Raw genomic sequence first — 22,304 nt, 5'->3', positions numbered from 1 at the left:
CTACAGCCAGCCCTCGCGCTTCAGGCGCCGGTGCAGCCAGAGGCAGCCGGCGATGATGACGACGATCACGGCCGGATAGCTGCCGCGCCACTTCAGTTCCGGCATGAATTCGAAGTTCATGCCGTACAGGCTGAAGACCATGGTGGGCACGGCCAGGATGGCGGCCCAGGCGGCCAGGCGCTTGACGACCTCGTTCTGGCGGATCGAGATTTGCCCCAGCGCCACCTGCATGGCCGAATTGACCAGCTCGCGCATCTGCCCCGCCGTGTGCGTGACCCGTTTGACGTGGTCGAGAATGTCGCGGTAATAGATGCGGTTTTCCTTGGGCACGATGTCGCCATGGAAGCGGATCAGCTGGGTGCAGATGTCGTGCAGGGGGTTGACGGCCGCGTCGAGCTTGAGCAGCTCCGTCTTGAGCTGGTAGAAATCCTGCAGCTTGTCTTCGGAGAGGCTGGGCTTGAACAGCTGCAGTTCGTAGTGCTGGAAGCGGGCCTGCAAATGGTCGATGCAGGGCTGGTACTGGTCGACGATGAAATCGATGATGGAATACAGCACATAGCCGGGGCCGCTGGCCAGTTTCCCGGGCACGCTTTCCTTGCGCTCGCGCAGCTTCGCATAGCCGGCCGAGGGACCGTGGCGCACCGTGATGATGAAGCGGGGGCCGAGAAAGACGTGGGTTTCGCCATAGACGATGGCCTCGCCATCGAGGGTGGCCGTGTGCATCACCATGAACAGGGTGTCGCCATATTCTTCCAGCTTGGGCCGCTCGTGGGCGCCCTGCGCATCCTCGACGGCCAGTTCGTGCAGGCCGAACGCCGATTGCAGCGCCTGCATGGCCGTGGCGTCGGGGCTGGCCATGCCGATCCACACGAAACAATCGGGATCGCCGAGAAAGTCGCCCACCTTGTCGATGTCGAAATGGGCGATCTTCCTGCCGTCGCGATACGCTTCGCAATTGACGACGGCGGCGTGGGTACTCAAGTCCATGGTGGTTTTCGGCTAAGGGTGGCAATATCGGGGGCCAGTATAGCGGAAAGGCCTTGTTCACAGTGCCACCAGGCGGGCCAGGCAAGACGGTGCCGCCGCACCATTGACAATTGACGATCACATGCATGCATCCAGTATCCCCGGTACCGAAGGCTATGCCGACAATGCCGAACAGCTCATTGCCCGGTATGACAGCGTCATAGCCGCTGACAAGAAGCGAGGCGATGGGAAATATCAGCAAGTTGCTCAAGCCGGGCGCGTTGCTTGTCATGTCGCTCAGGCATGGTCCCGCCCCGGCAAACCGGCGCATCTTTGATGTCTCTGCCCATGAAACGATCGCCCTTGCGGCATCACACCACCTCAAGGTCGTTTTGAGCGCGCACACGCGCCGTCCGTTCAGCGGCAGAACCGCCAGGCTGGGGTCGGCTGGTCCTGGCTGGCCTTTGAGAATACCTGATGCCGCTGCCGGTGCTGTCACGGCTAGCCCGTCGAAATCACCTGGTTCAAGGCGCGCCGCAATTCCTTCAGCCGGGGCGGCTTGCCCAGGACGCAGTTGACGTGTTCGGGATAGTCGCTGTCGGCTTCCAGGCGCTGGCCCCAGCCCGTGAGCATGATGATGGGCGTGGCCGGCGAACACTGGCGCACGGCGCTGGCCACCTTGCGTCCGTCCACGTGCGGCATGCCCAGGTCCGTGATGACCACGGCAAAATCCTCGTGCCGGTCGCGCGCGGCGAGGAAGCAGTCGATGCCGGCCTGCCCCCCATCGGCGGACACCACGTCGTGGCCATCGATTTCCAGGATGTCGCGCAGGGACTTGAGCACCATCGGGTCGTCGTCCACCACGAGGATGCGCAGGCGCGGCGGCACGGCGAAGGCCGCGTCGGGCGCCGGTTCCCCCGCGTCCGCCGCGCAGGCGGGAAACGCCAGGCGCACCGCCGTGCCCTGCCCCGGCGCCGTGACGATGTCGATGCTGGCGCCATGGCGCTCCATCATGCCGTACACCATGGCCAGGCCCAGGCCCGTGCCGCGCTCGCCCTTGGTGGTGAAAAACGGTTCCAGGCAGCGGCGGCGCGTGTTCTCGTCCATGCCGACGCCCGTATCGGCCACTTCGATCAGCACCTGCCGCGTCAGCTGGCCGGGCGCGCCCACGCCGGCCGTGCGCACGGTCAGGGTGCCGCCATCGGGCATGGCGTCGACGGCGTTGAAGACGAGGTTCGTCAGTGCTTCGCGCAGTTCGCCCGCGCTGCCGGGCAACATGGGCAACGCGTCCGCCAGCTCCGTGCGCAGGGCGATGACAATGCCGCGCTGCTGCGGCATGTCGCTCCAGCGCGCGCGCGTCAGGTCCAGCACCTGCTGCACCACCAGGTTGGCATCGATGGGCGACAGCGACAGCTGCGGTTCGCGCTGGCGGTAGAATTCGCGCATGCGCGCCACGGTGGCGGCCACGTCGTCGATGGCCCGTTCGATCACTTCCAGGCAATGCCGGCCCTGGGGACTGAGACTGGTTTCCGTCTCCAGCAAGGACTCGGTGTACAGGGCCACGGGGGAAATGGCGTTGTTGATGTCGTGCGCGATGCCGCTGGCCATCTGCCCCAGCGCGCGCAGGCGTTCCTGCTGCATCACCGACTGCTGCGTCTGGCGCAAATCGTCATACGCGCGCTGCAGCGCGCCGTAGAGCTGCACCTGGTTGGCGGCCAGCGCCACGTGTTCGCTCAGCTGGCTGAGGAATTCGCACTCGCCGCTGGTAAAACTGTTTGCGGCGCGGCGCGCCACGATCAGGATGCCGAAGACCGTGTTTTCGGCCAGCAGCGGCGCCATGACGAGCGCGCGCAGCCCCCCTTGCGCCAGCCGCTGCGGAAACGGAAACGCCACCTGCGCGATGTCGGCTTCATACACGAGCTGGCCGCGCACGCAGCTCGACAAGCCATTTTCATCGATGGGAATGTGCGCCTGCTCGCCCATCATGAACGACTGCGCCAGCGCCTCGCTGCGCACGCCCACGCACGTCACCTGCAGCGCGTGCTCGGCTCGATGGTACAGGCAGATGCAGCTGAAATCGATGGGCAGCTGGTCTTCCAGGCTGCGCACGACCACCTGGAAGATGCTGCGCAAGTCCTGCCGCTCGCCGATCGAGCGCGTGATCTGCTGCAGCAGGTTCAGGCGCTCGACCTGCTCATGCACCTTGCGCTCGGCCAGCTGGCGCTCGGCGATCTGCGTCTCCAGGGCGGCATTCGTGTGCGCCAGCTCGTCGCGCGAGACGGTGGTGCGGCGCAGCTTTTCCGTCATGCCGTCGAAGGCGCGCGCCAGGTCGCCGATTTCATTCCTGGTGTGCACGCCGAGCGCAAAATCGAGCTTGCCGGCGCCGACGATCATGGTCCCCTGGCGCAGCTTTTCCAGCGGTCCCGTGACGCTGGTCATGGTGAAATAGATCAAGCCGGCCACCAGCGCGATGATCGTGCCGCCAAACAGCATCACGGCCACGTTGGCCCGCTGCTGCGCCTCCAGCACGCCTTGCCGGCTCAATTCGGACAGCCGCATCGCATCCGAGATCATGCCCTGCACCTTGCCCATGATCTGGCCGGACAGGCGCGACTCGAGCTCGCCCAGCACCTCGCGCCGCTGCGGGTCCTGCCCCAGCTCGCGGTGATTCGCGACGAACAGCTCGAACAAGGCGCCCACGCCAGCCAGGTCGCCCCGCAATTCGCGCAGCAGCGCGCCTTCCTCGCCGGCGCTGAAGACCGATGTGGACAGCAAGCCGGTCGACAGCGACTCGCTGCGCAGCTGCCACTGGGCACGCGTGCGAGCGCCATGGTGCAGCGCATATTCGATCGACAGATAGCGCAGCGACGTGACGGCTTGCAGGATATCGGCCGCCGCCCTGTTCTTCGCCAGTTCGCGCTGCATCGCCATGGTGGTGGAAAACAGCACGGCGACGATGATGGCCACGAGCGCCACGCAAAACAGTTCGGCCAGCTTGAAGCGCGTTACGATTTTCACGGTGGTCTTCTCAGTGTATGACCGTCACGGCCGATGGGGCCACGGCTTCCAGGCCGTCCAGGTAGACGGTGTCGAGGAAATTGGGCATGTCGCCGCCTTCGGCCAGCTGTTTCCTGATGGCCCAGCGCGCCTCGTCTTCCAGCGCCAGCAGCAAGCCCTGGTCGAGCACGACGCGGAAGCGGTAATCGTGCCAGGCCGCCCGCAGGCGCGCCGCTTCGCTGGCCGACGCCCTGGCAAACAGGGCGCGTGCGGCGTCGGGCTCGTCGCTGCAAAAGCGCGCGCCCGCGATCAGCGCGCGCAGCACCTTGCGCATCGTGGCCGGGTGGGCGCGCACGTACTCGCCCGTGCCGGCCACGTTGAACAGGCCCGCATACACATCCTCGCCATAGAAGATGGCCGCCTTGCCCCCGATGGCATGCGTCATGGCCGTCAAAAACGGCTCCCAGCCGGCCGCCGCGTCGACCTCGCCCCGCGCCAGCGCCCCGGCCAGCTGCTCGGGGGCGTAGTTGCGCACGGTGACTTCGGCGGGCAGCAGCTTCTGGCGGTTCAAAAAGGCGTCCAGCGTGAACTGGCCGGACGTGCCCACGGTCACGCCGATGCGCTTGCCGTTCAGGCTGGCGGGCGTGGACACGCCGCGGTCCAGGCGTCCCACGATGCCGTGGTCGCGTTCGGCCTCGAAGATGCTGGCGATGATGACGACGGACTGCTTCCGCAGGCTGGCCAGCACCACGGGAATATCGGACGCGGTGCCCAGGTCGGCCCTGCCTTGCTGCACGGCTTCCAGCGACGCCTTGCCCGAGGAATACGGCTGCAGCAGCGCCTCGATGCCTTCGCGGGCGAAATAGCCCTGCCCGTGCGCGGCCAGGACGGGGCAGCTGCCCACGTATTCCGCATTCACGGCCAGGCGCAACGGTTCCACGGGGCCGGCCGGCGACGCCGCACGGCCATGAAGCCGCCAGAGGGCCACGGCGGCCAGTGCCAGCAGCATGGGCAGCAGCACTGCGGCCGCCAGCCTGAGCGTGCGGCCATTCATGCGCTGCACTGCGCCGTGACCGACTCCAGCGCGCTGTTGATGGCCTCGGAAAACGCGGCCACGTCGACCGGCTTGGTCAGATAGCGGTAAAAGCCCGCCGCCAGCCCCTGGCGGACGTCGCCAGGCCCGGCCACGGCCGTCAGGGCGATGACGGGGATATGCGCGGTGCGGGCATCGGCGCGCAGCAGCTGCATGACTTGCGTGCCGCTGATGTCGGGCAGGTCGCAATCCATCAATATCAGCTGCGGCAGGTGGCGGCGCGCCATGTCCAGGCCCGCCTGCCCGTCGCCGGCCGACAGCAGGTCGAGATCGGGGCGAAAATGGATCAGGCCCGCCACCAGGGTCACGTTCAGGGGATTGTCTTCCACGTACAGCAGCGTCTTGCGCTCCGGCAGCCGTACCGCTTCGGCCGGCCGGACGATGGCGGGCAGGCGCGGACTTTCCAGCAGCGGCTGGCGCGCCGGGCAACTGGCGATATCGAGCCAGAAGGTGCTGCCGCGCCCGGGCGTGCTGGCCACGCCCAGCCTGGCCTGCATGGCTTCGGCCAGGCGCTTGCTGACCACCAGTCCCAGGCCCGTGCCCTCCTCGTCGCGCGCATCGCGTCCCAGGCGGTTGAAGGGCTGGAACAGCGCCTCGAGCTGCGCCGCGCTCATGCCGGCGCCCGTGTCGCGCACGGACAGGCGCAGCTGGCGCGCATCGACGGGATGGCAATCGACGTGGATCTCGCCCTGTTCGCGGTTGTACTTGACGGCGTTCGACAGCAGGTTGATCAGCACCTGCTTGAGGCGCGTACGGTCGGCCAGTACGTGCACGCCGCCCGCCTCGACGAACGTCAGGGTGATGCCGCGCTTCCTGGCCAGCGGTTCCATCATTTGCCAGCATTCGTGGTAGATATCGGCCAGGCCCACGGATTCCATCGACAGCGACATATTGCCCGACTCGATCCTGGCGATGTCGAGGATATCGTTGATCAGGGTCAGCAAATGCCGGCCGGCGCCGAAGATGTGCGAGGCAAAGGTTTTCTTTTCCTGCGCCGTCGAGGGGATGGAGTCGGACATCAGCATCTGCGAAAAGCCCAGGATGGCGTTGAGCGGCGTGCGCAGCTCGTGGCTCATGCTGGACAAAAAATTGGTCTTTTCCTCGTTCGCCCGCTCGGCCACTTCGCGGGCCAGCCGCAAGTCCTTGTTCATGGCGTCGAGTTCGGCCGTGTGCTGGCGCAGCAGCAGTTCCAGGCGCGCATTGGCGATGCGCAGCTGGCGCGTTTCCAGCGCCCGCGCCAGTATCAGCAGGATACCCGACACCTTGAACGGCTTGACGACGTAATCGAGCGCGCCCGCCTGCATGGCCTGCACGGCCGAAGCAATCGTGCCTTCGCCCGTCATGATGATGCAGGCCAGGTCGGGGTCGATCTTGCGCGCCGCTTCCACGACGGCGATGCCGTTCATGCCCGGCATCATCAGGTCCACCAGCAGCAGGTCGAACGACTCGACGGCCAGCAGCGACAGCGCCGCCTCGCCCGAAGCGAGCCCCGTCGTGTCGTAGGCCTGGCCGCGCAAGGTGTCGCACAGCGCGCGCACATGCGCCAGCTCGTCATCGACGATCAGTATCCGCGGCGGCATTGGTGAGCTGTTCATGCATTCTCCTGGCGGCATGGCATTGCGGACAGGAAACTTGCCGCGCAACATGCGTTCCGAGCATAGCACTTGAAAATTACCAAAAATACACGCATTGTCACGCGCGGCGGCGTGAGTGCGAGCTCATCACATGAGCGGCAGCCCCCGCAGCAGCTTGTCCAGGGTCAGCGGATAGTCGCGCACCCTCACCCCCGTCGCGTTATAAACGGCATTGGCGACGGCGGCCGCCGCGCCGCAGATCCCCAGTTCGCCCACGCCCTTGGCTTTCATGGGCGAGGACGTGGGGTCCGTTTCATCGAGAAAGATGACCTCCTGGTGCGGGATGTCGGCGTGCACGGGCACTTCATAGCCGGCCAGGTCGTGGTTGACGAAAAAGCCGCGGCGCTGGTCGACCACCAGTTCTTCCATCAGGGCCGCGCCCACGCCCATGGTCATGGCGCCGATGACCTGGCTGCGCGCCGCTTTCGGGTTCAGGATGCGGCCGGCCGCACACACGGCCAGCATGCGGCGCACGCGCACTTCGCCCGTGTCGCTGTCCACGCCCACTTCGACGAAATGGGCGCCGAACGTCGATTGCTGGAATTTTTTATCGAGGTCGCCGTATTCCATGTGGTCTTCCGCGACGACGTCGCCATGGTAGGCGGCGGCAGCGAGCGGCACGCTGCGCTCGCCCTGGCTCACCTGGCCATCGGAAAAGCGCGCCTCTTTCTCGTCGAAGCCCAGCTTGCCGGCGATGGCCTGGCGCAGGCGCACGCAGGCCGCGTACACGCCGGCCGTCGAGCTGTTGCCGCCCCACTGTCCGCCCGAACCGGCCGAGACGGGGAAATCCGAATCGCCCAGGCGCACGAGCACCTTGTTCAAGGTCACGCCCAGCATTTCCGCAGCCGTCTGGGCGATGATGGTGTAGCTGCCCGTGCCGATGTCCGTCATGTCCGTTTCCACGGTCACGATGCCGTTGCCGTCCAGGCGCACACGGGCGGCGGACCGCATGACGAGGTTGTTGCGGAAGGCGGCCGCCACGCCCATACCCACCAGCCAGCGGCCGTCGCGCCGCATGCCGGGCTGGCTTTGCCTTTCTTTCCAGCCGAATTCCACGGCGCCCGTGCGCAGGCAATCGATCAGGCGGCGCTGGGAAAACGGCCTGCTTGGTTTTTCCGGGTCCACTTTCGTGTCGTTCAGGATGCGAAAGACGATGGGGTCCATTTTCAGTTTTTCCGCCATCTCGTCCATGGCGATTTCCAGCGCCATCATCCCCGGCGCCTCGCCCGGCGCGCGCATCGCGTTGCCTTCCGGCAAATCGAGCACGGCCAGGCGCATGGCCGTCATGCGGTTCGCCCCCGCGTACAGCAGCCGCGTCTGCATCACGGCCGTTTCCGGCTGGCCCCCTTTCAAGTCGCCGGACCACGATTCATGGCCGATGGCCGTGATCTTGCCGTCGCGCGTGGCGCCGATGCGCAGGCGCTGGATGGTGGCGGGCCGGTGCGTCGTGTTGTTGATCATCAAGGGACGCGTCAAGGCGACCTTGACGGGACGCTGCGCCGCGCGCGCACCGAGGGCCGCCAGCAAGGCTTCCGCGCGCACGAACAGCTTGCCGCCGAAACCGCCGCCGATGTAGGGCGAAACGATGCGCACCTTGTCCTTCGGTATTCCCAAGGTGCGGGCCAGGTCGCCACGGCCCCAGTCCACCATCTGGTTCGCCGTCCACACCGTCACCTTGTCGCCTTCCCAGGCGGCAATCGAGGCGTGCGGCTCCATCATGGCGTGCGACTGGTCAGGTGTCGTGTAGGTGGCATCCAGGCGCACGGGAGCATGGGCATAGGCGCCGGCGAAATTGCCCGCGCGGCTGTCGGGCTTGCCCTCCTTCGGTTTGATCGCGCCGCCCTTGGCCCTGGCCAGGTCGAACACGCCCTGCTGCTCGACATATTTCACGTCGAGCAGCTGCGCGGCCGAGCGGGCTTGTTCGAAGGTTTCCGCCACCACCAAGGCGATGGCCTGGTGGTAGTGCTCGATCTCGGGCCCGCCCAGCAAGGTGGCCGTATTCATCTTGCCTTTGCCCAATTTCCCCGCCGACTCCGCCGTCACGACGGCCAGCACACCCGGTGCGCGCCGCGCGGCGCTCGTGTCGATTGAGGCGATGCGCCCCTTGGCAATGGCCGCGCCGACGACATGGCCATAAGCCGCATGCGGCGCGGCCTTGTTCCGCTCGTATGCGTACGGCGCCGTGCCCGTGGTTTTCAGGGGGCCGTCGATGCGGTCCGTGGGCCGGCCCACGATTTTCAGCTGGTCGATGGGATTGGTGGTCGCCGGTGTCGTAAATTTCATGGCCCTAGCCTTTCTTCGCTTGTGCTTGCGCCAGCACCGAGGCAATCGTGCGCTGCGCCAGGGTCGCCTTGAAGGCGTTGTCGTCAGTCGGCCTGGCGCCGGCCAGCAGGCGTTCGCTGACGGCGGCGGCGCCCTCGGGCAGCGCCTGTTCGGCGGCAAGCACTCGCCAAGGCTGCGGCGCGACGCCGCCCAGGGCCAGCCTGCCCGTGCCGTTGGGCAAGATGATGGCCGCCACGGATACGAGCGCGAACGCGTACGAGGCGCGGTCGCGCACCTTGCGGTAGACGTGCGTGCCGCCAGCGGGCGGGGGCAAGGTGACGCTGGTGATCAGTTCGCCCGGCTGCAGCACGGTTTCCACGTGCGGCGTGTTGCCCGGCAAGCAGTAAAAGTCGGCGATGGGGATGCTGCGCGTGCTGCCGTCGGCCCGCACCGTGTCGATGGCGGCGTCGAGCACGCGCATGGCCACGGCCATGTCGCTCGGGTGCGTGGCGATGCAGGCATCGCTGCCGCCCAGGATGGCCAGCGGCCGGCTGAAACCGACTATGGCCGAGCAGCCGCTGCCCGGCACGCGCTTGTTGCAGGCCTGGTTCGTGTCGTAAAAGTAAGGGCAGCGCGTGCGCTGCAGCAGGTTGCCGGCCGTCGTCGCCTTGTTGCGCAATTGCGCCGAGGCGCCCGCCAGCAAGGCGCGCGACAGCACGCCATAGTCGCGCCGCACCGTGGCATGCGCGGCCAGCGCCGTGTTGCGCACGAGGGCGCCGATGCGCAAGCCGCCATCCTTTGTTGCCTCCACTTTATCCAAGGCAAGGCCATTGACGTCGATCAAGTGCGCGGGCGTTTCGATCTCCAGCTTCATCAGGTCGAGCAGATTCGTGCCGCCCGCGATGAAGCGGGCGCCCGGCGTGTTCACGGCGGCCGCCGCCGCTTCGGCCGGCGAGGCGGCCTTCTGGTAGCTGAATACCTTCATGCCGGCCTCCCCGCCACATCGGTGATCGCCTCGATGATGTTGGAATAGGCGCCGCAGCGGCAGATGTTGCCGCTCATGCGTTCGCGCAATTCTTCCGGCGTCGCCTGCGGGATCGCGGTCAAGTCCGCGCTGACGTGGCTGGGGATGCCCTGGCGTATCTCTCCCAGCGCGGCGACGGCCGAGCATATCTGCCCCGGCGTGCAGTAGCCGCACTGGTAGCCGTCGTGCGCGATGAAGGCGGCCTGCATCGGATGCAGCTTCTCGGGCGTGCCCAGGCCCTCGATGGTGGTGACCCTGGCGCCGTCATGCATCACGGCCAGGGTCAGGCAGGCATTGATGCGCTGGCCGTCGAGCATGACGGTGCAGGCGCCGCACTGGCCGTGGTCGCAGCCCTTCTTGGTGCCCGTCAGCTGCAGGTGTTCGCGCAAGGCGTCGAGCAAGGTGGTGCGCGTGTCGAGTTCCAGGCTGTGGCGCCGGCCGTTGACGTCGAGGCTGACTTTCATCAGGACGGGTGGCGCCTGGCCGCTCGTGCTGACGGCCTGCGCCGCGCCCGGCAAGCCAGGCACGGCCGCCGCCGTGGCCGACAGCACGCCGGCGATCAGCAAGCCGCGCCTGCCGGCATTGATGTGATTCGATTGCGTCATCTCGCGCTTCCTCCTGGCTGTGGACTGGCTGGGTGGGCGCATGCAGGCCCGAAGCACCAGTCTGGCAGCCGGATTCCTGAGAGTCTGTACGCGAACGAACGTTCAGCCCCCTGTCGACACGAACAGCGATGTATGGCGGCAATAAAATACATGGCAAACATGACGGCTTCGTGACATGCTTGCCATCAGTAAATTTCGCCATGCGGGACGTCGGGCGCGGCTGTGATTTCGGCTACACTGGCTGCTACTCTCCCATTCAGATGCCTGATGATCGAAAAGAATCTGCCCGAACTGGTCATGCTCAAGCGCCTCATCGACGACGGCGGCAGCCACCTGGAAGTGGCCGCGCCCTGCAGCATCGCCATGGATGGGCGCGAATTTCCCGTCTACACGATTGCGCTGGGCAATCCCAGCCCCGACGTGCCCGTGCTGGGCTTCTTTGGCGGCATCCACGGCTTGGAGCGCATCGGCACGCAAGTGTTGCTGTCTTTCCTGGAAAGCCTGATCGCGCGCCTGCGCTGGGATGCCACCTTGCACCAGCAGCTGGAAACCATGCGCCTCGTGTTCATGCCGCTGGTCAATCCCGGCGGCATGTGGCAAGCCACGCGCAGCAATCCGCGCGGCGTGGACCTGATGCGCAATGCGCCCTTGAGCGCGCGCGAAAAAGTGCCGTTCATGCTGGGCGGACAGCGCTACAGCGCCCGCCTGCCCTGGTACCGCGGCGCATTTGACGCCCCGATGGAGCTGGAAAGCCAGGCCGTGTGCGACCTCGTCGAGCGCGAACTGCTGTCGCGCCAGTTCAGCATCGCCCTCGATTGCCATTCCGGTTTCGGCTTGCGCGACCGCATCTGGTTTCCCCACGCGCATACCAAGGTGCCCATAGCCCACCTGGCCGAGATCGGCGCGCTGGAAGAACTGTTCAGCCAGAGCTACCCCAACCACAACTATGTGTTCGAGCCGCAAAGCCGCCAATACCGCACGCATGGCGACCTGTGGGACTATCTCTACCTGAACGGCACCAGCTACAGCGGGCGTGTGTTCCTGCCCTTGACCCTGGAAATGGGCTCGTGGCGCTGGGTCAAGAAAAACCCGCGCCAGCTGTTCAACCGGGTCAGCCTCTTCAACCCCACGGCCGCGCACCGCCTGCAGCGCGTGCTGCGCCGGCATCTGGTGTGGTTCGATTTCCTCATGCGCGCCGCCAGCAGTCATGGCCGCTGGATGCCGGAAGGCTTGCTGCGCAAGGCGCAGCGCCGGCGCGCCCTGGCGCAATGGTATGAATCATGAGCGGATCGCCCACCTGGGTCCTGCTGCGCGGCCTGATGCGCGAACAGCGCCACTGGGGCAGCTTCCCCGCCACCCTCGCGCGCGCCCTGCCCGGCGCCAGCATCGTCACGCCCGACCTGCCCGGCAACGGCATGCGCCACGCGCAGGACAGCGCCACCCGCGTGGCCGACATGGTGGAAGCCTGCCGCCAGGAGCTGCAGACACGGGGCATCCCCGCACCCTACCACTTGCTGGCCCTGTCCCTGGGTGGCATGGTGGCCGTCGAATGGGCAAGCCGCTACCCGCAGGAAATCGCCCGCTGCGTGCTGATCAACACCAGCATGCGGCCGTTCAATCCGTTTTACCGGCGCCTGCGCTGGCAGAACTATGGCGCCCTGCTGCGCCAGCTGCTGCTGGGCGACGGGCGCAGCCAGGAAAGCCTGATCCTGCGCCTGACCAGCCGCAGGCATGCCCATGGCAACCCCGCCCTGCTGGCCGACTGGCTCAGTTACCAGCAGCAATACCCGGTCAGCCGCCGCAACGCCCTGCGCCAGCTGCTGTCGGCCGCCCGCTACCGCGCGCCCGCCAGCCGCCCCGCCATGCCCGTGCTGGTGATGGCCGGCGCGCAAGACCAACTGGTCGACCACCGCTGCTCGCAACGCCTGGCGCGCGCCTGGCAGGCCGATTGTCTGATCCACGGCGACGCCGGCCACGACCTGCCGCTCGACGAGGGGCAATGGGTGGCGCAATCGGTGGCGAGGTGGCTGGGCGTGGCAACGGCAGACGATAACAAGATAAACACGGCACAATCAATATGCAGATAAGCAACCATACAGAGCAACTGACAGCGCTGGTGGAAGCCGGCGTCCGCGCACAGATTTTTCCAGGCGCGGCCTGGGTCGTGGGCACCCTGGACGGCCACGCAATGGGCGCGGCCGGGCGGCTCACGCCCGAACCGTCCAGCGCCGCGATGCAGGTCGACACCCTGTTCGACATCGCGTCGCTGACCAAGATCATCAGCGTGTGGTCGCTCATCGGCAGGCTGCTAAGCCAGAAACGCCTGGGCCTGGATACCCGGCTGGCCGACGTCTTGCCCGGCACGGCAGGCTACGCGCTGGCGCCGATCACGATTTTCCAGCTGCTCACGCACACGGCCGGCTTGCCGCTGCGCGCCCGCCTGCGCGCCAGCTATGGCGACGTGTACGACGATATCGTGCACGGCGTGCTGCGCGAGCCGCTGGAAGGCATACCAGGTCGAGCCGTCGAATACACGGACCGCGCGGCCCTGATCCTCGGCCTGGTCATCGAGCGGCTGCTGGGCATGCCGCTGGACGTGGCACTTGCCGAGCACGTGCTGCAGCCGCTGGGCATGGCCGCCACGGGATATGGTCCGGTGGCGCCACGGCACGGCCAGCGGGTCGCGCCGACCGAATACTGCGACGAGGCAGGCGCCCACCTTGCCGGCACGGTGCATGACTTTTCGACCCGGCTGCTGGGCGGCGTGTGCGGCATTTCCGGCCTGTTTTCCAATGTGCCGGACTTGCAGCGTTTCCTGCGGGCGATGCTGATTCCGCATGCCGCGGTGTTCGATGCCGATTGGGTGAGGGAATCGCTGAGGGTACAGACGGGCGAGCTGCAGCCCTCGCGCGGCCTGTTCTGGCACCCGGCGGCGGCCACCGGGCCGCAGGACGACATCTGGTGCCACCTGGGCTTCACGGGCACGGCCATGTGGCTCAGCCCCCGGCGCGGCCGCTATGCCGTGCTGCTGACGAACAAGCTGTATTACACGCGCGAATTCGACAGGATCAACGACATCCGCCGCGACTTCATGCGTTGCGCATTCGATCTCTGATTTTCACAGCCGCAGGCTGACGATCATCGCCAGCAGCAGCGCGCCAGCCGCCGCCAATAATGCGCTGTTGAAGCTGTGCGACTGCGCATACAGGCTGCCGGCCAGCACGGGGCCGATGATCTGTCCGATGCCATACACCACCGTCATGATGGCCATCATGTTCGAGCCAAACTTAGCTGCCTTGACGGCGGCACGCTGCGCGGCCGGCATGGCGATGGTCACCGTGCCGACAAACGTGCCGCCGACGAGGATGGCGCTGAGCAGATAGCCGACGGCCGTGGGCGCCAGCACGGGCAAGGCCACGCCCTGCGCCTGCAGCAGCAAATTGAGCCTCAGCGCCTGGCGCGTGCCAAGTCGCTCGTGCAGCCGGTGCCACAGGAAGCACGACGGCGCCGCCCCGAGGCCGAACACGGCCCACACGTGGGCGGAGTTCAGCCCGGGCAAGGCAGCGCCGACCAGCACGGGCAAGTACGTGGCCGTGACGATATAACCAAATCCCGCCAGCCCGTAGATCAGCACGAGCGGCCACGGCGCGACGGGCGCCAGGATCGATGATGCGGCGGCTTGCGCCGGTGCGGCCAGGGTTGCCTGGCCACTGGCGGCAATGGCGGGTGCGGCCGCCAGCCCCGCCAGCGCGGTGACGCCGGCCAGCAGCAGCCACATACCGGCGCTGTGCCAGCCCAGGCGCGAGGCCAGCACCAGCAATTCGGCCGACACGGCGATGCCGGCGCCCACGCCCGCATACAACAGCGGCGCACCGCGGCCATGTCCGCGCTGCACCAGCAGCCATAATGACGCGGCCACCATGGCCAGGGCACTGAAGACGCCCGCCACGCCACGCACCGTCACGATGAGCCAGACGGGCATAGTCAAGGCCAGCACGCCCAGGCACAGCGCCGTGCCGGCCACCGACCACAGACACAGCCGGTGCGCGCCGTGGGCGCGCACGCGCATGGACAGGATGGCACCCAGCAAATAGCCGGCGTAATTGGCCGATGCCGCCAGGCTGCCGTCGTGCAAGCTCAAGACGCCTTCCTCGACCATGTGCGGGTAGATGGCCGTAAAGGCGAAACGGCCGAAACCCATGCCGATGGCGAGGATGACGGCCGCGGCGATGGCGGCGCGCAGCCTGGCCGCCGCGCTCATGGCGCCGCCTCGCCAACCTGCGCCAGCAGATGCTGGAAGGCGGGCACGTCGAACCCGGCGCGCCACACGAGCACCGTGTCGATCTCCCCTGCGGGCAGGGTTGTCAAGGTGGCCGGCGCGTCCGACAGCGCCAGCACGCTGGCCGGCAGCAAGGTCACGCAGGCGCCGGCCGCCACGCAGGCGATCATCGTGTGATACGAACTCATTTCCTGCACCTGCCACTGCGTGCTGCCGGCCACGCCCAGCAGCTCTTCGGCGATGCCGCGGTAGGTGCAGCCCTGCGGGAAGGCCGCCAGCGAACGCGTGCGCACGTCCATGGCGCTGCGCGCCTGCCCTTCGCTGGCTGGCAGCAGCAAGCACAGTTCCTCGCGCCACACGGGCGTCGATGCCAGGCCCAGCTCCGCCAATGCGGCGGCGCCGCCGAACGCTGGCGGCAAGGCGACAAAAGCGCAGTCGAGCAAGCCCGTGCGCACTTGCTCGATCAGGGGGCGCGACGGCCCCGTGCTCAGCGCCAGGCGCGTCGCCGGATGGCGGGCGTGATACGCGGCCAGCAGGGCCGGCAGTCGGCTGGCCGCCGTGCTTTCCATGCTGCCCACGCGCAAGGTGCCACCCTCGCGCCCGCCCGTGACGACGTGCCGCGCTTCTTCCGCCAGCGCCAGCAAACGCTGCGCATACTCGAGAAAGCGCTCGCCGGCCGCCGTCAGCGCCATGCGTTTATTCGTGCGCACGAACAGCTCGGCGCCGATATCGGCTTCCAGCTGCTGGATGCGCGTGGTGACGCTGGACGGCGCGCGCCCCAGCCTGGCTGCGGCCTGGGTGACGCTCAGTTCACTGGCCACGGCACAAAAGATCGTCAGGGATTCCATGTCCATCGCGTTCTCTATTTGAAAATGATTATGCTATTATATTCTTCAAATACGAACATTGCACAATATCCTCAACTTGTGAAGGAAGCATCATGACTTCAATCCAGCCCTTCCTCGACCGTCTCGGCTTGCAGTTACCCATCATCCAGGCGCCGATGGCCGGTATCTCCACGCCGCGCATGGCAGCCGCCGTGTCGAACGCGGGCGGCCTCGGTTCGCTGGCCATCGGCTCCGGCACGGTGGCGCAGGCGCGCCAGATGATCGTCGACACGTACGCGCTGACGGACCGTCCCTTCAATGTGAACGTGTTCTGCCATGCGCCGGCGGTGCGGGATGCGCGGCGCGAAGCGGCCTGGCTGGCCCACCTGGCGCCCCTGTTTGCCGAGCTGGGCGCGACCGCGCCCGCGGCGCTCGGCGAAATCTACGAAACGTTCATCGGCAATGAGGCGGCATTCGAGCTGCTGCTGGAACAGCGTCCCGCCGTCGTCAGCTTCCATTTCGGCTTGCCGACGCCACCGCAGATTGCCGCCCTGCGCCAGGCCGGCATCTACACGCTGGCCACGGCCACGAATCTGCGCGAGGCGGTGCTGATCGAACAGGCGGGAGTCGACGCCATCGTGGCGCAGGGCGTGGAAGCGGGCGGCCATCGCGGGGTTTTCGATCCGCAAGCGCCGGACGAGCGCCACAGCGCCAGCGTGCTGCTGCGCCTGCTGGCGGGCCGCACCGCCCTGCCCCTGATCGCCGCCGGCGGCATCATGGATGGACAAGGCATCCGCGCCGCGCTGGACCTGGGCGCCGCAGCCGCCCAGCTGGGCACGGCGTTCCTGCTGTGCCCGGAATCGTCGGCCAACGCCGGCTACCGCGCCAACCTGAAAAGCGAACGGGCGGCGGCCACGCGCCTGACCAGCGTGCTCTCGGGCCGCCTGGCGCGCGGCATGGTGAACCGTCTGATCGAACACGGCGAAGCGCCAGGCAGCCCGCCGCCAGCCGACTACCCGGTCGCCTACGACGCCGCCAAACAATTGAACGCGCTGGCCAGCCAGCACGGCAACAGCGAATTTGCCGCACAGTGGGCCGGCCAGGGGGCGACGCTGGCGCGGGAGATGGGGGCGGCGGAACTGGTGTTGACCCTGGCCAGGGAAATGGCGCGCTGATGTCAGGATGCCGCTGACATGCGTGCGGCCAGGACAACGCAACCCCTGGCCGCATGCGATCTTGACTCGACGCTGCGATCGCAATGCAGTGTCCGCTTTTGGCCCCGAAGCGGACATGCGAGGATCAGGTGATCGGCGATTCTGTCGACCGCCGTCACTTTGCCTACGGCCGAAATATCGTGAAGGTCTCCGAATGCTGGTTCACTGACCGTATTCGCGCTGCTGAACTCGGAAGTTATCGGCCGGCACGACAGAGAGCGCCGGTGCACTGCATGGAATTGTAGTCAAGCACCGTGGAATGACCCAGTTTACCCGCCGGAACTGGCACTCCCTTCGGCACAATAAAAGTCGCCGAGTGTGCACCGTATAAGCCGACTGGCAGCTCAAACCCTTTCAACACAACGTAACCGTTATGAATTTCGCGCGTCGGGAGCGGGTTTCCGCCCGCGACTGGCGGAGTGTCGGCAGACGCCGCCTTCCTGGTGGCCGCGTCCCAGGCACGGACATCGGCTGCTGTCGCCACCCGCAGGATGCTTTTGCGTACTGCATCCGCCAGTCCGGCAGGTCCGGCCAAAACTGCCTTTTGATCGCGAAACGAATCCGGTGTCACATCGGCCGATGTAAGGAGCGCAGTTTGATGATCAAAGGGCTCGCCGATCACGACTTTGCCCTTTCTCGACAAATATACCTTGTCGACAGCCCGCCCGAACACGCGTCGGGCCAGTGGATTGAGTCCGTCCAATTGATCGGCTTTTATATAAAAATGACCGCATGGACCCCGGTTGTCGTAGGTGCTGTTGATGATTGGCGTGTCCTTGGGCAGACCAGCCACCGCTTGCCGGTGGTAGCCGCTCACGAGAACGCCGACAATTTCGGTCCCGCGGGTCCACCCGATGTTCCATACGGTAGGCTCGTATGCCCCCAGCATCAGGATGACGGGCTTGTTGCTCGAGTTGACCAAGGCATCAATTCGTGTGGCTTCGTGCCCGGACTGATCGATCTGGAAATCGGTAGGCCGACCGCCGTATTCGCCAGCAGCGAAAACAGCAAAGTCGGCCGGGAGTGGCGACGTGAACGCGCACGTCGCCGATGCCATGTCGCTAGTCGAAAACTCGAACCGTTTGAGGTTTTGGGCCGTTGCTCCTGCCACGGCACTCGCCAACGCGGTCGCCATCCCGAACCGTGCCAGCGTGACCATATTTGGTTTCAACACAGAAAACTCCTCATCTTGCATCTACAAATGGACTATGCTCGGTTTTTTCGATTGGTCCAAGGTCAGGTATTGGCCGAACTCGACCGGCCGGCACAGTATAGTAGGTTGCTCGGCGGAAAAATTCACGAACTGTCACAGAGGGCCGATCCCGCCCCAATGCGGACGCTGGCCACTATTGCGGATCATCAGGTATTGGGATCTGGTCACGAAGGTGCCAGCGTCGAATGATACCGAGTAGAGCCACGTTGATCACTCCGATCTCCTGCCGATAAGACAGGTGGAATTGTGCTACTAACGTGGGTCAGATTCCGTTGCAAATTCGTGGGGAAAGTGGGTCAATTTTCAGTGCAACTTAACACACAAAATACCTCTGCAACCTCGGTTTGGAGAAACCACTCGTCTGATTGCATTACGACTTCACCAGCTCCGAATGCGAGCCGTGTGCCATCTGGATAATTGAGGCTTGGGCTTTCCTTGTAGCCTCTATAGTGGCGTCCGGTCGCCTCTCGGCGTTCCAGCATGCACGTGATTCCGCCGCCAGCGACCTGCACATAGTTTCCTTTGTCATCGCTCAATACGGCAAATGAGCTTGGACCGAAGCTCCGGAGGCGCGCAATCGTATCTCTGATCTTTTTTTTCACCGGGCTGCAGAATCGGGGGCTTTTTTTCAACCTCAAACTTAATCATGCCTGCGCTCTTTGTGGTTAGGTCCTCGATTTCCAGGCTGGCGCCGCCCTGAAGCGAAAGGGCGGCATTTCCGTGCATGCGTGGCCGTTTCGCAGCGGGGAATCAGTACCATTGAAAATTGCAATTATTGAAATGCCCGCCACCCCTGCTACGGTGTCACGAGCTGCGCAGAAGCGCTGCCTTCGGGGATAATCAGGGCAAAATCGTAGCCGTTGATCAGGTTGAACATTTCAATGTCGCCCCCCGCCAGTTTGCGCGAGCCTGGCCGCAGTGACCGCAGATCAAATAGAGACCAACTGCCGTCGGTGGCGCCTGCACTGGCCAGCAGTTTGAAGGCCGAGCTGTCAAGTTTGATTGGCGTCGGCTGATATGGCTTGCCCGCTCCCGCAAATCTCAGTTGCGTACCCTTCGCCGCCATCACGATCAGGTGCAGCGTGGTATGGCCCTGGCCTTCGGCGCGTTCAGCCAGAAAGTTGCCAATGTCACGATTGTTGAGTGGATTAATGCCCTTGTATGCGTGATTTGCGCCGACCTTGACCACCAGCTTTTGCTCTTGCATGCCGAGTCGGGTTTCCAGGGTGCGCTTTAACAGCGTCAAACGTAAGCGGTTGGACAGGTCGCGATCGCCGGGCACTTGAGAGGCGCTTTTCTGATAGATGGCGCGTGTGGCCAGCAATGCATCGAGCAGGCCTAGCGCGGTTTGCTCTTTGGGGCCGGCAAGTAGCGGGCGCAACGAGCTCAGTTCCTCGCTTGAGGCCGACAGCATAAAGTACTCTAAGGGATTGCCGGTGGCTGCCGCCTTTCGAGACGCGACAGCTTCCATTTGACGCAAGGCTTCCAGCTTCGCGCGGGCGGCCGGATTAACCGGCTGGGCCAGCATCAGGGTGATCAGGTATTTGGCCGCACCCACGAATTCCTGATCGATGCCCCAGTGCTGGAAGCGCGGTCCTGCGGCCAGGGCAAAGCCGGCGAGCATCTCCGCTTCCTGGCGCATGGTGTAGAAAGCAACGGAGTCCGGGTAGATGGCGTCGAATCTGGCGATAGCAGCAACCGCGTCGTCGCCCTTGAGTATCCCTTCGAGCGCACTCGTCACGGCTGGACCATTTTCGGTGACCAAGGTCGTGAAGCCGGCAGCGGGCAAGGCATTGAAGTAGGCGGATGAGAACTGGGCGATCTCGGCGACACCATGATCCTCGCCGAGGAGGACGTACTGCGCCTGGCGCGAAGCCTGCAGCAGCAGTGCCGCACCGGGTCCCGATAACGTGCCTTTGTCAACGGTGATAGCGAGCCGGCTGGCTGTGAGTTTTTCAAGGACGGCGGTATCGGCGACGGCAGTATCGGCGAAGCCGAGCGTCAGGGTGGCGGCAAGGAAGGCGAGACGGAAGAACATGGTAGTGTGGGCCGATCAGGGAGGTCAGTGAATGAGTCAACAGTTTAAACTGTCGCCAGGAAGGCCGGCTTCTGGCCAATCTCAGCCATACAGTGTACGGCAACTGTCGCCCCCAGAGTAGGAAAGAGCGCTACATGTTTAATCGTGCAAAACAATCTGAACTTCGATGCTTCGCGTTGTCGCAAGCGCGCGGAGAAAGGTGCGGAGCATTCGAATCTCATCTTCATCTCCAATCGCGCCGCTGGCACTTGGCAGGCCACTCACTAACACCCGCGCAGCTAATGCAAACTCGCTGGAATTACAGAGCAGATCTTGAAGGAAGACCCAAGTTATTTCCCTATCGATTGGCACGCCAAAAGCGACCGCAACGGATTGACGAACGAACAATGCATTCTTCGCGTAGGTAATATCTATCGTTACTTGCTTGTTGCACATATCTGTCGAGTCCATCATGGCCGGGTGTAGCTTTAACGCAGCACCCGCTTCTGGCCGCTTGCAGCAGGCACTGGTGCAACGGCGATTGAGGTCAGATTTCCAAAGGCTTGCCCTCGATCAGTATGCGTAATCGTTCACCTGAAAATCCAGCCAGGTGACTTCCGTAAATAGCCGTGCCGATAGACTCATAATATATGGAATCGCTGGCCTCGATAGAAACGATCACACCCGATTTTTCGGGACACATTTTGTCAAGAGCTCCCGCAACATCACTTGTTGAACGTAGTTTTACGCCATTCAAGTCCACGCCGTCATTATCAAAAATTTGCAAAACAATTATCTTGTCCACAATCGTTGCTCCAGAAATTCAAAGAAGCGATGCTTCAATTCTTACATTGGTGAACGGGAGTTTCTGGCCGGTTGCCGTCGCTGGCAGGTTCCGCCCACAAGAGACATACGATTTGCTCCGCAACCGACGTTCTGCGTTCGCTTGAATGACTAGTCAGGCGAAGGCATTGAATTGCATGCCGGGCGAATCTTCAGGTCGTGAGGAAAATCCAAGTTTTTCGTAGAATATCGACTTGCCTTTGGCGCTGAAAAGCTGAACATCTGAAATGCCGGCGTCGCGGCAATCGTCAAGAATTGAACTGAGCAAAGCTGCTCCGATTCCTCGATGCTGAAATTCGGGGTGAACAATCATCTCGGTCACAAACGCGTGCAAGCAACCATCCGAAATGACACGCACAAAACCAACAAGTTGGCCGCCAAAATAGGCTGATCGCGAACGCCAAGAGCCGTCAAGTGAATCTTGATAGAACGCGGTCTTACGTGAAATTGGCCCCCAGCCAGTCGTGTCGTACAGTGCCTTAAACGCCTCGGCGCATGGCTGATCGGATGTGTAGTTAATACTCATAGACTCGATTGCATAATACGGTTCCCCTGGAGATTGCCACGGCGTCAGTGAATTTGGCCTCCGCTCGACTGACTGAAAGTAGTCGCCAGCGCCCCGAGAGCATAACGAAAAGCCACGCGAGAAAAGTCACCTATTGTCACGTCAACGTGAATGTCCGCTTCTGGCCGCTTGCCAGCGTTACCAGATTGCGCCGGAAAACAGACGCCTACAACGCATGAATTCATCGTACCTGCGCGGCTTTCGCGCAGGCCTGCTTCGCTAACGGGCTGGACGCCGATCCCGTGGGATTCCCTCAGGACGTCTTCTGCACGAGCTGTTCGGCTAGCCCGATGAGGATTCCCTCGGGGCCACGGATATAGCAGAGCCGATACATGTTTTCGTACTGGACTACTTCGCCGACCAGTTGCGCGCCGCGCTTGACGAGCCGGACGAGCGTATCGTCGATATCCTCGACGGTAAACATGACACGCAGGTAACCGAGAGCGTTCACCGGGGCGTTGCGGTGATCGGCGACCACGGGCGGCGCCAGGAAGCGCGATAATTCGAGACGGCTGTGACCGTCCGGCGTACGCATCATGGCAATCTCGACGCGCATGCCGTGCAGGCCGGTGACGCCATCTGCCCAGTCTCCTTCAATGGGGGCGCGCCCTTCGAGTACGAGACCAAGTTCGGTAAAGAACGCAATGGCGGCATCGATGTCTGCTACCACGATGCCGACGTTGTCCATGCGCTTGACTGTCATGTTGCCTCCTGGCTGTCTAACGTAAACTGGACGTCAAATTGACGCCTTGACGAATTTAATCG

Annotated in this window: 20 protein-coding genes; 5 read left to right on the top strand and 15 right to left on the bottom strand. The window is 64.5% G+C overall.

All coding sequences use genetic code 11. The features are described 5' to 3' along the window. Positions 1-987, bottom strand: a complete 987-nt coding sequence (gene corA / locus CLU90_RS03330; protein WP_092716270.1) for a magnesium/cobalt transporter CorA — start codon at positions 985-987, stop codon at positions 1-3. Between the two features lie 121 nt (positions 988-1,108). On the opposite strand from corA, the gene CLU90_RS29075 reads away from it, so the two are divergent. Next, on the top strand, positions 1,109-1,303 hold the full coding sequence (locus CLU90_RS29075) for a hypothetical protein (RefSeq protein ID WP_157808719.1): 195 nt from the start codon (positions 1,109-1,111) through the stop codon (positions 1,301-1,303). 164 nt (positions 1,304-1,467) lie between these two features. Here CLU90_RS29075 and CLU90_RS03325 read toward each other — a convergent pair whose 3' ends face one another. From CLU90_RS03325 to paoA, 6 genes are all read right to left on the bottom strand, one after another. Then, a complete protein-coding gene (locus CLU90_RS03325; RefSeq protein ID WP_100427180.1) occupies positions 1,468-3,984 on the bottom strand; it encodes an ATP-binding protein in 2,517 nt (838 codons plus the stop codon). Between the two features lie 10 nt (positions 3,985-3,994). Next, a complete protein-coding gene (locus CLU90_RS03320; protein ID WP_100427179.1) occupies positions 3,995-5,017 on the bottom strand; it encodes an ABC transporter substrate-binding protein in 1,023 nt (340 codons plus the stop codon). Then, on the bottom strand, positions 5,014-6,651 hold the full coding sequence (locus tag CLU90_RS03315; protein WP_232731056.1) for an ATP-binding response regulator: 1,638 nt from the start codon (positions 6,649-6,651) through the stop codon (positions 5,014-5,016). The genes CLU90_RS03320 and CLU90_RS03315 overlap by 4 nt, the downstream gene beginning before the upstream one ends. 126 nt (positions 6,652-6,777) lie before the next feature. Beyond that, entirely contained in the window at positions 6,778-8,973 is a 2,196-nt protein-coding gene (paoC, locus tag CLU90_RS03310; RefSeq protein ID WP_100427177.1) for an aldehyde oxidoreductase molybdenum-binding subunit PaoC, read from the bottom strand. A 4-nt stretch (positions 8,974-8,977) separates the two neighbouring features. Then, positions 8,978-9,937 (bottom strand): FAD binding domain-containing protein, encoded by a 960-nt coding sequence (locus CLU90_RS03305; RefSeq protein WP_100427176.1) that lies wholly within the window; start codon positions 9,935-9,937, stop codon positions 8,978-8,980. Then, positions 9,934-10,581: an aldehyde dehydrogenase iron-sulfur subunit PaoA gene (gene paoA / locus CLU90_RS03300; protein WP_100427175.1), complete on the bottom strand. Its 648-nt coding sequence runs from the start codon at positions 10,579-10,581 to the stop codon at positions 9,934-9,936. The genes CLU90_RS03305 and paoA overlap by 4 nt, the downstream gene beginning before the upstream one ends. Positions 10,582-10,848: 267 nt before the next feature. Between paoA and CLU90_RS03295 the strand changes: the two genes are divergently transcribed. Genes CLU90_RS03295 through CLU90_RS03285 form a run of 3 tightly spaced genes read left to right on the top strand, consistent with a single transcriptional unit; the run spans position 10,849 to position 13,696 of the window. Further along, on the top strand, positions 10,849-11,865 hold the full coding sequence (locus CLU90_RS03295; RefSeq protein ID WP_092716252.1) for a M14 family zinc carboxypeptidase: 1,017 nt from the start codon (positions 10,849-10,851) through the stop codon (positions 11,863-11,865). After that, positions 11,862-12,668 (top strand): alpha/beta fold hydrolase, encoded by an 807-nt coding sequence (locus CLU90_RS03290; RefSeq protein WP_100427174.1) that lies wholly within the window; start codon positions 11,862-11,864, stop codon positions 12,666-12,668. The genes CLU90_RS03295 and CLU90_RS03290 overlap by 4 nt, the downstream gene beginning before the upstream one ends. Next, positions 12,659-13,696 carry a serine hydrolase domain-containing protein gene (locus CLU90_RS03285; protein ID WP_100427173.1) on the top strand — a complete coding sequence of 346 codons (1,038 nt, stop codon included), beginning with the start codon at positions 12,659-12,661 and terminating at the stop codon, positions 13,694-13,696. The genes CLU90_RS03290 and CLU90_RS03285 overlap by 10 nt, the downstream gene beginning before the upstream one ends. 3 nt (positions 13,697-13,699) lie before the next feature. On the opposite strand, the gene CLU90_RS03280 is transcribed toward CLU90_RS03285, so the two are convergent. Together CLU90_RS03280 and CLU90_RS03275 are read right to left on the bottom strand one after the other, a co-directional pair. Next, positions 13,700-14,842 carry a YbfB/YjiJ family MFS transporter gene (locus CLU90_RS03280; RefSeq protein ID WP_100427172.1) on the bottom strand — a complete coding sequence of 381 codons (1,143 nt, stop codon included), beginning with the start codon at positions 14,840-14,842 and terminating at the stop codon, positions 13,700-13,702. Beyond that, positions 14,839-15,714, bottom strand: a complete 876-nt coding sequence (locus CLU90_RS03275) for a LysR family transcriptional regulator (RefSeq protein WP_100427171.1) — start codon at positions 15,712-15,714, stop codon at positions 14,839-14,841. The genes CLU90_RS03280 and CLU90_RS03275 overlap by 4 nt, the downstream gene beginning before the upstream one ends. Positions 15,715-15,800: 86 nt before the next feature. Here CLU90_RS03275 and CLU90_RS03270 point away from each other — a divergent pair, with 86 nt between their 5' ends. Continuing rightward, positions 15,801-16,862 (top strand): NAD(P)H-dependent flavin oxidoreductase, encoded by a 1,062-nt coding sequence (locus tag CLU90_RS03270; protein WP_100427170.1) that lies wholly within the window; start codon positions 15,801-15,803, stop codon positions 16,860-16,862. 235 nt (positions 16,863-17,097) lie between these two features. Here CLU90_RS03270 and CLU90_RS03265 read toward each other — a convergent pair whose 3' ends face one another. The 6 genes from CLU90_RS03265 to CLU90_RS03240 all read right to left on the bottom strand — a co-directional run bounded on the left by CLU90_RS03265 (position 17,098) and on the right by CLU90_RS03240 (position 22,242). Next, positions 17,098-18,075, bottom strand: a complete 978-nt coding sequence (locus CLU90_RS03265; protein ID WP_232731055.1) for a hypothetical protein — start codon at positions 18,073-18,075, stop codon at positions 17,098-17,100. 835 nt (positions 18,076-18,910) lie between these two features. Then, complete coding sequence (locus tag CLU90_RS03255; protein WP_100427167.1) at positions 18,911-20,152, bottom strand: hypothetical protein; 1,242 nt, start codon at positions 20,150-20,152, stop codon at positions 18,911-18,913. A 138-nt stretch (positions 20,153-20,290) separates the two neighbouring features. Next, a complete protein-coding gene (locus CLU90_RS03250; RefSeq protein WP_092716230.1) occupies positions 20,291-20,605 on the bottom strand; it encodes a hypothetical protein in 315 nt (104 codons plus the stop codon). Between the two features lie 73 nt (positions 20,606-20,678). Next, positions 20,679-20,936 (bottom strand): hypothetical protein, encoded by a 258-nt coding sequence (locus CLU90_RS29070; RefSeq protein WP_139178402.1) that lies wholly within the window; start codon positions 20,934-20,936, stop codon positions 20,679-20,681. Between the two features lie 153 nt (positions 20,937-21,089). After that, positions 21,090-21,500, bottom strand: a complete 411-nt coding sequence (locus CLU90_RS03245; protein WP_092716228.1) for a GNAT family N-acetyltransferase — start codon at positions 21,498-21,500, stop codon at positions 21,090-21,092. A gap of 292 nt (positions 21,501-21,792) precedes the next feature. Beyond that, complete coding sequence (locus CLU90_RS03240; protein WP_100427166.1) at positions 21,793-22,242, bottom strand: VOC family protein; 450 nt, start codon at positions 22,240-22,242, stop codon at positions 21,793-21,795. Positions 22,243-22,304: the final 62 nt, after the last annotated feature.

The sequence above is a fragment of the Janthinobacterium sp. 67 genome (assembly GCF_002797895.1).
Classification (GTDB): Bacteria; Pseudomonadota; Gammaproteobacteria; order Burkholderiales; family Burkholderiaceae_D; genus Janthinobacterium.
This window is presented reverse-complemented; position numbering and strand designations above follow the sequence as displayed.

Bases quoted from the DNA above. Each gene is read 5' to 3' on its own strand.
- CLU90_RS03305 (WP_100427176.1), bottom strand. From the start codon at position 9,937: ATGAAGGTATTCAGCTACCAGAAGGCCGCCTCGCCGGCCGAAGCGGCG.
- paoC (WP_100427177.1), bottom strand. From the start codon at position 8,973: ATGAAATTTACGACACCGGCGACCACCAATCCCATCGACCAGCTGAAA.
- CLU90_RS29075 (WP_157808719.1), top strand. From the start codon at position 1,109: ATGCATGCATCCAGTATCCCCGGTACCGAAGGCTATGCCGACAATGCC.
- CLU90_RS03250 (WP_092716230.1), bottom strand. From the start codon at position 20,605: ATGATGGACTCGACAGATATGTGCAACAAGCAAGTAACGATAGATATT.
- CLU90_RS03315 (WP_232731056.1), bottom strand. From the start codon at position 6,651: ATGAACAGCTCACCAATGCCGCCGCGGATACTGATCGTCGATGACGAG.
- CLU90_RS03280 (WP_100427172.1), bottom strand. From the start codon at position 14,842: ATGAGCGCGGCGGCCAGGCTGCGCGCCGCCATCGCCGCGGCCGTCATC.
- CLU90_RS03290 (WP_100427174.1), top strand. From the start codon at position 11,862: ATGAGCGGATCGCCCACCTGGGTCCTGCTGCGCGGCCTGATGCGCGAA.
- CLU90_RS03285 (WP_100427173.1), top strand. From the start codon at position 12,659: ATGCAGATAAGCAACCATACAGAGCAACTGACAGCGCTGGTGGAAGCC.
- CLU90_RS03270 (WP_100427170.1), top strand. From the start codon at position 15,801: ATGACTTCAATCCAGCCCTTCCTCGACCGTCTCGGCTTGCAGTTACCC.
- corA (WP_092716270.1), bottom strand. From the start codon at position 987: ATGGACTTGAGTACCCACGCCGCCGTCGTCAATTGCGAAGCGTATCGC.
- CLU90_RS03240 (WP_100427166.1), bottom strand. From the start codon at position 22,242: ATGACAGTCAAGCGCATGGACAACGTCGGCATCGTGGTAGCAGACATC.
- CLU90_RS03295 (WP_092716252.1), top strand. From the start codon at position 10,849: ATGATCGAAAAGAATCTGCCCGAACTGGTCATGCTCAAGCGCCTCATC.
- CLU90_RS03275 (WP_100427171.1), bottom strand. From the start codon at position 15,714: ATGGACATGGAATCCCTGACGATCTTTTGTGCCGTGGCCAGTGAACTG.
- CLU90_RS03245 (WP_092716228.1), bottom strand. From the start codon at position 21,500: ATGAGTATTAACTACACATCCGATCAGCCATGCGCCGAGGCGTTTAAG.
- CLU90_RS03255 (WP_100427167.1), bottom strand. From the start codon at position 20,152: ATGTTCTTCCGTCTCGCCTTCCTTGCCGCCACCCTGACGCTCGGCTTC.
- paoA (WP_100427175.1), bottom strand. From the start codon at position 10,581: ATGACGCAATCGAATCACATCAATGCCGGCAGGCGCGGCTTGCTGATC.
- CLU90_RS03320 (WP_100427179.1), bottom strand. From the start codon at position 5,017: ATGAATGGCCGCACGCTCAGGCTGGCGGCCGCAGTGCTGCTGCCCATG.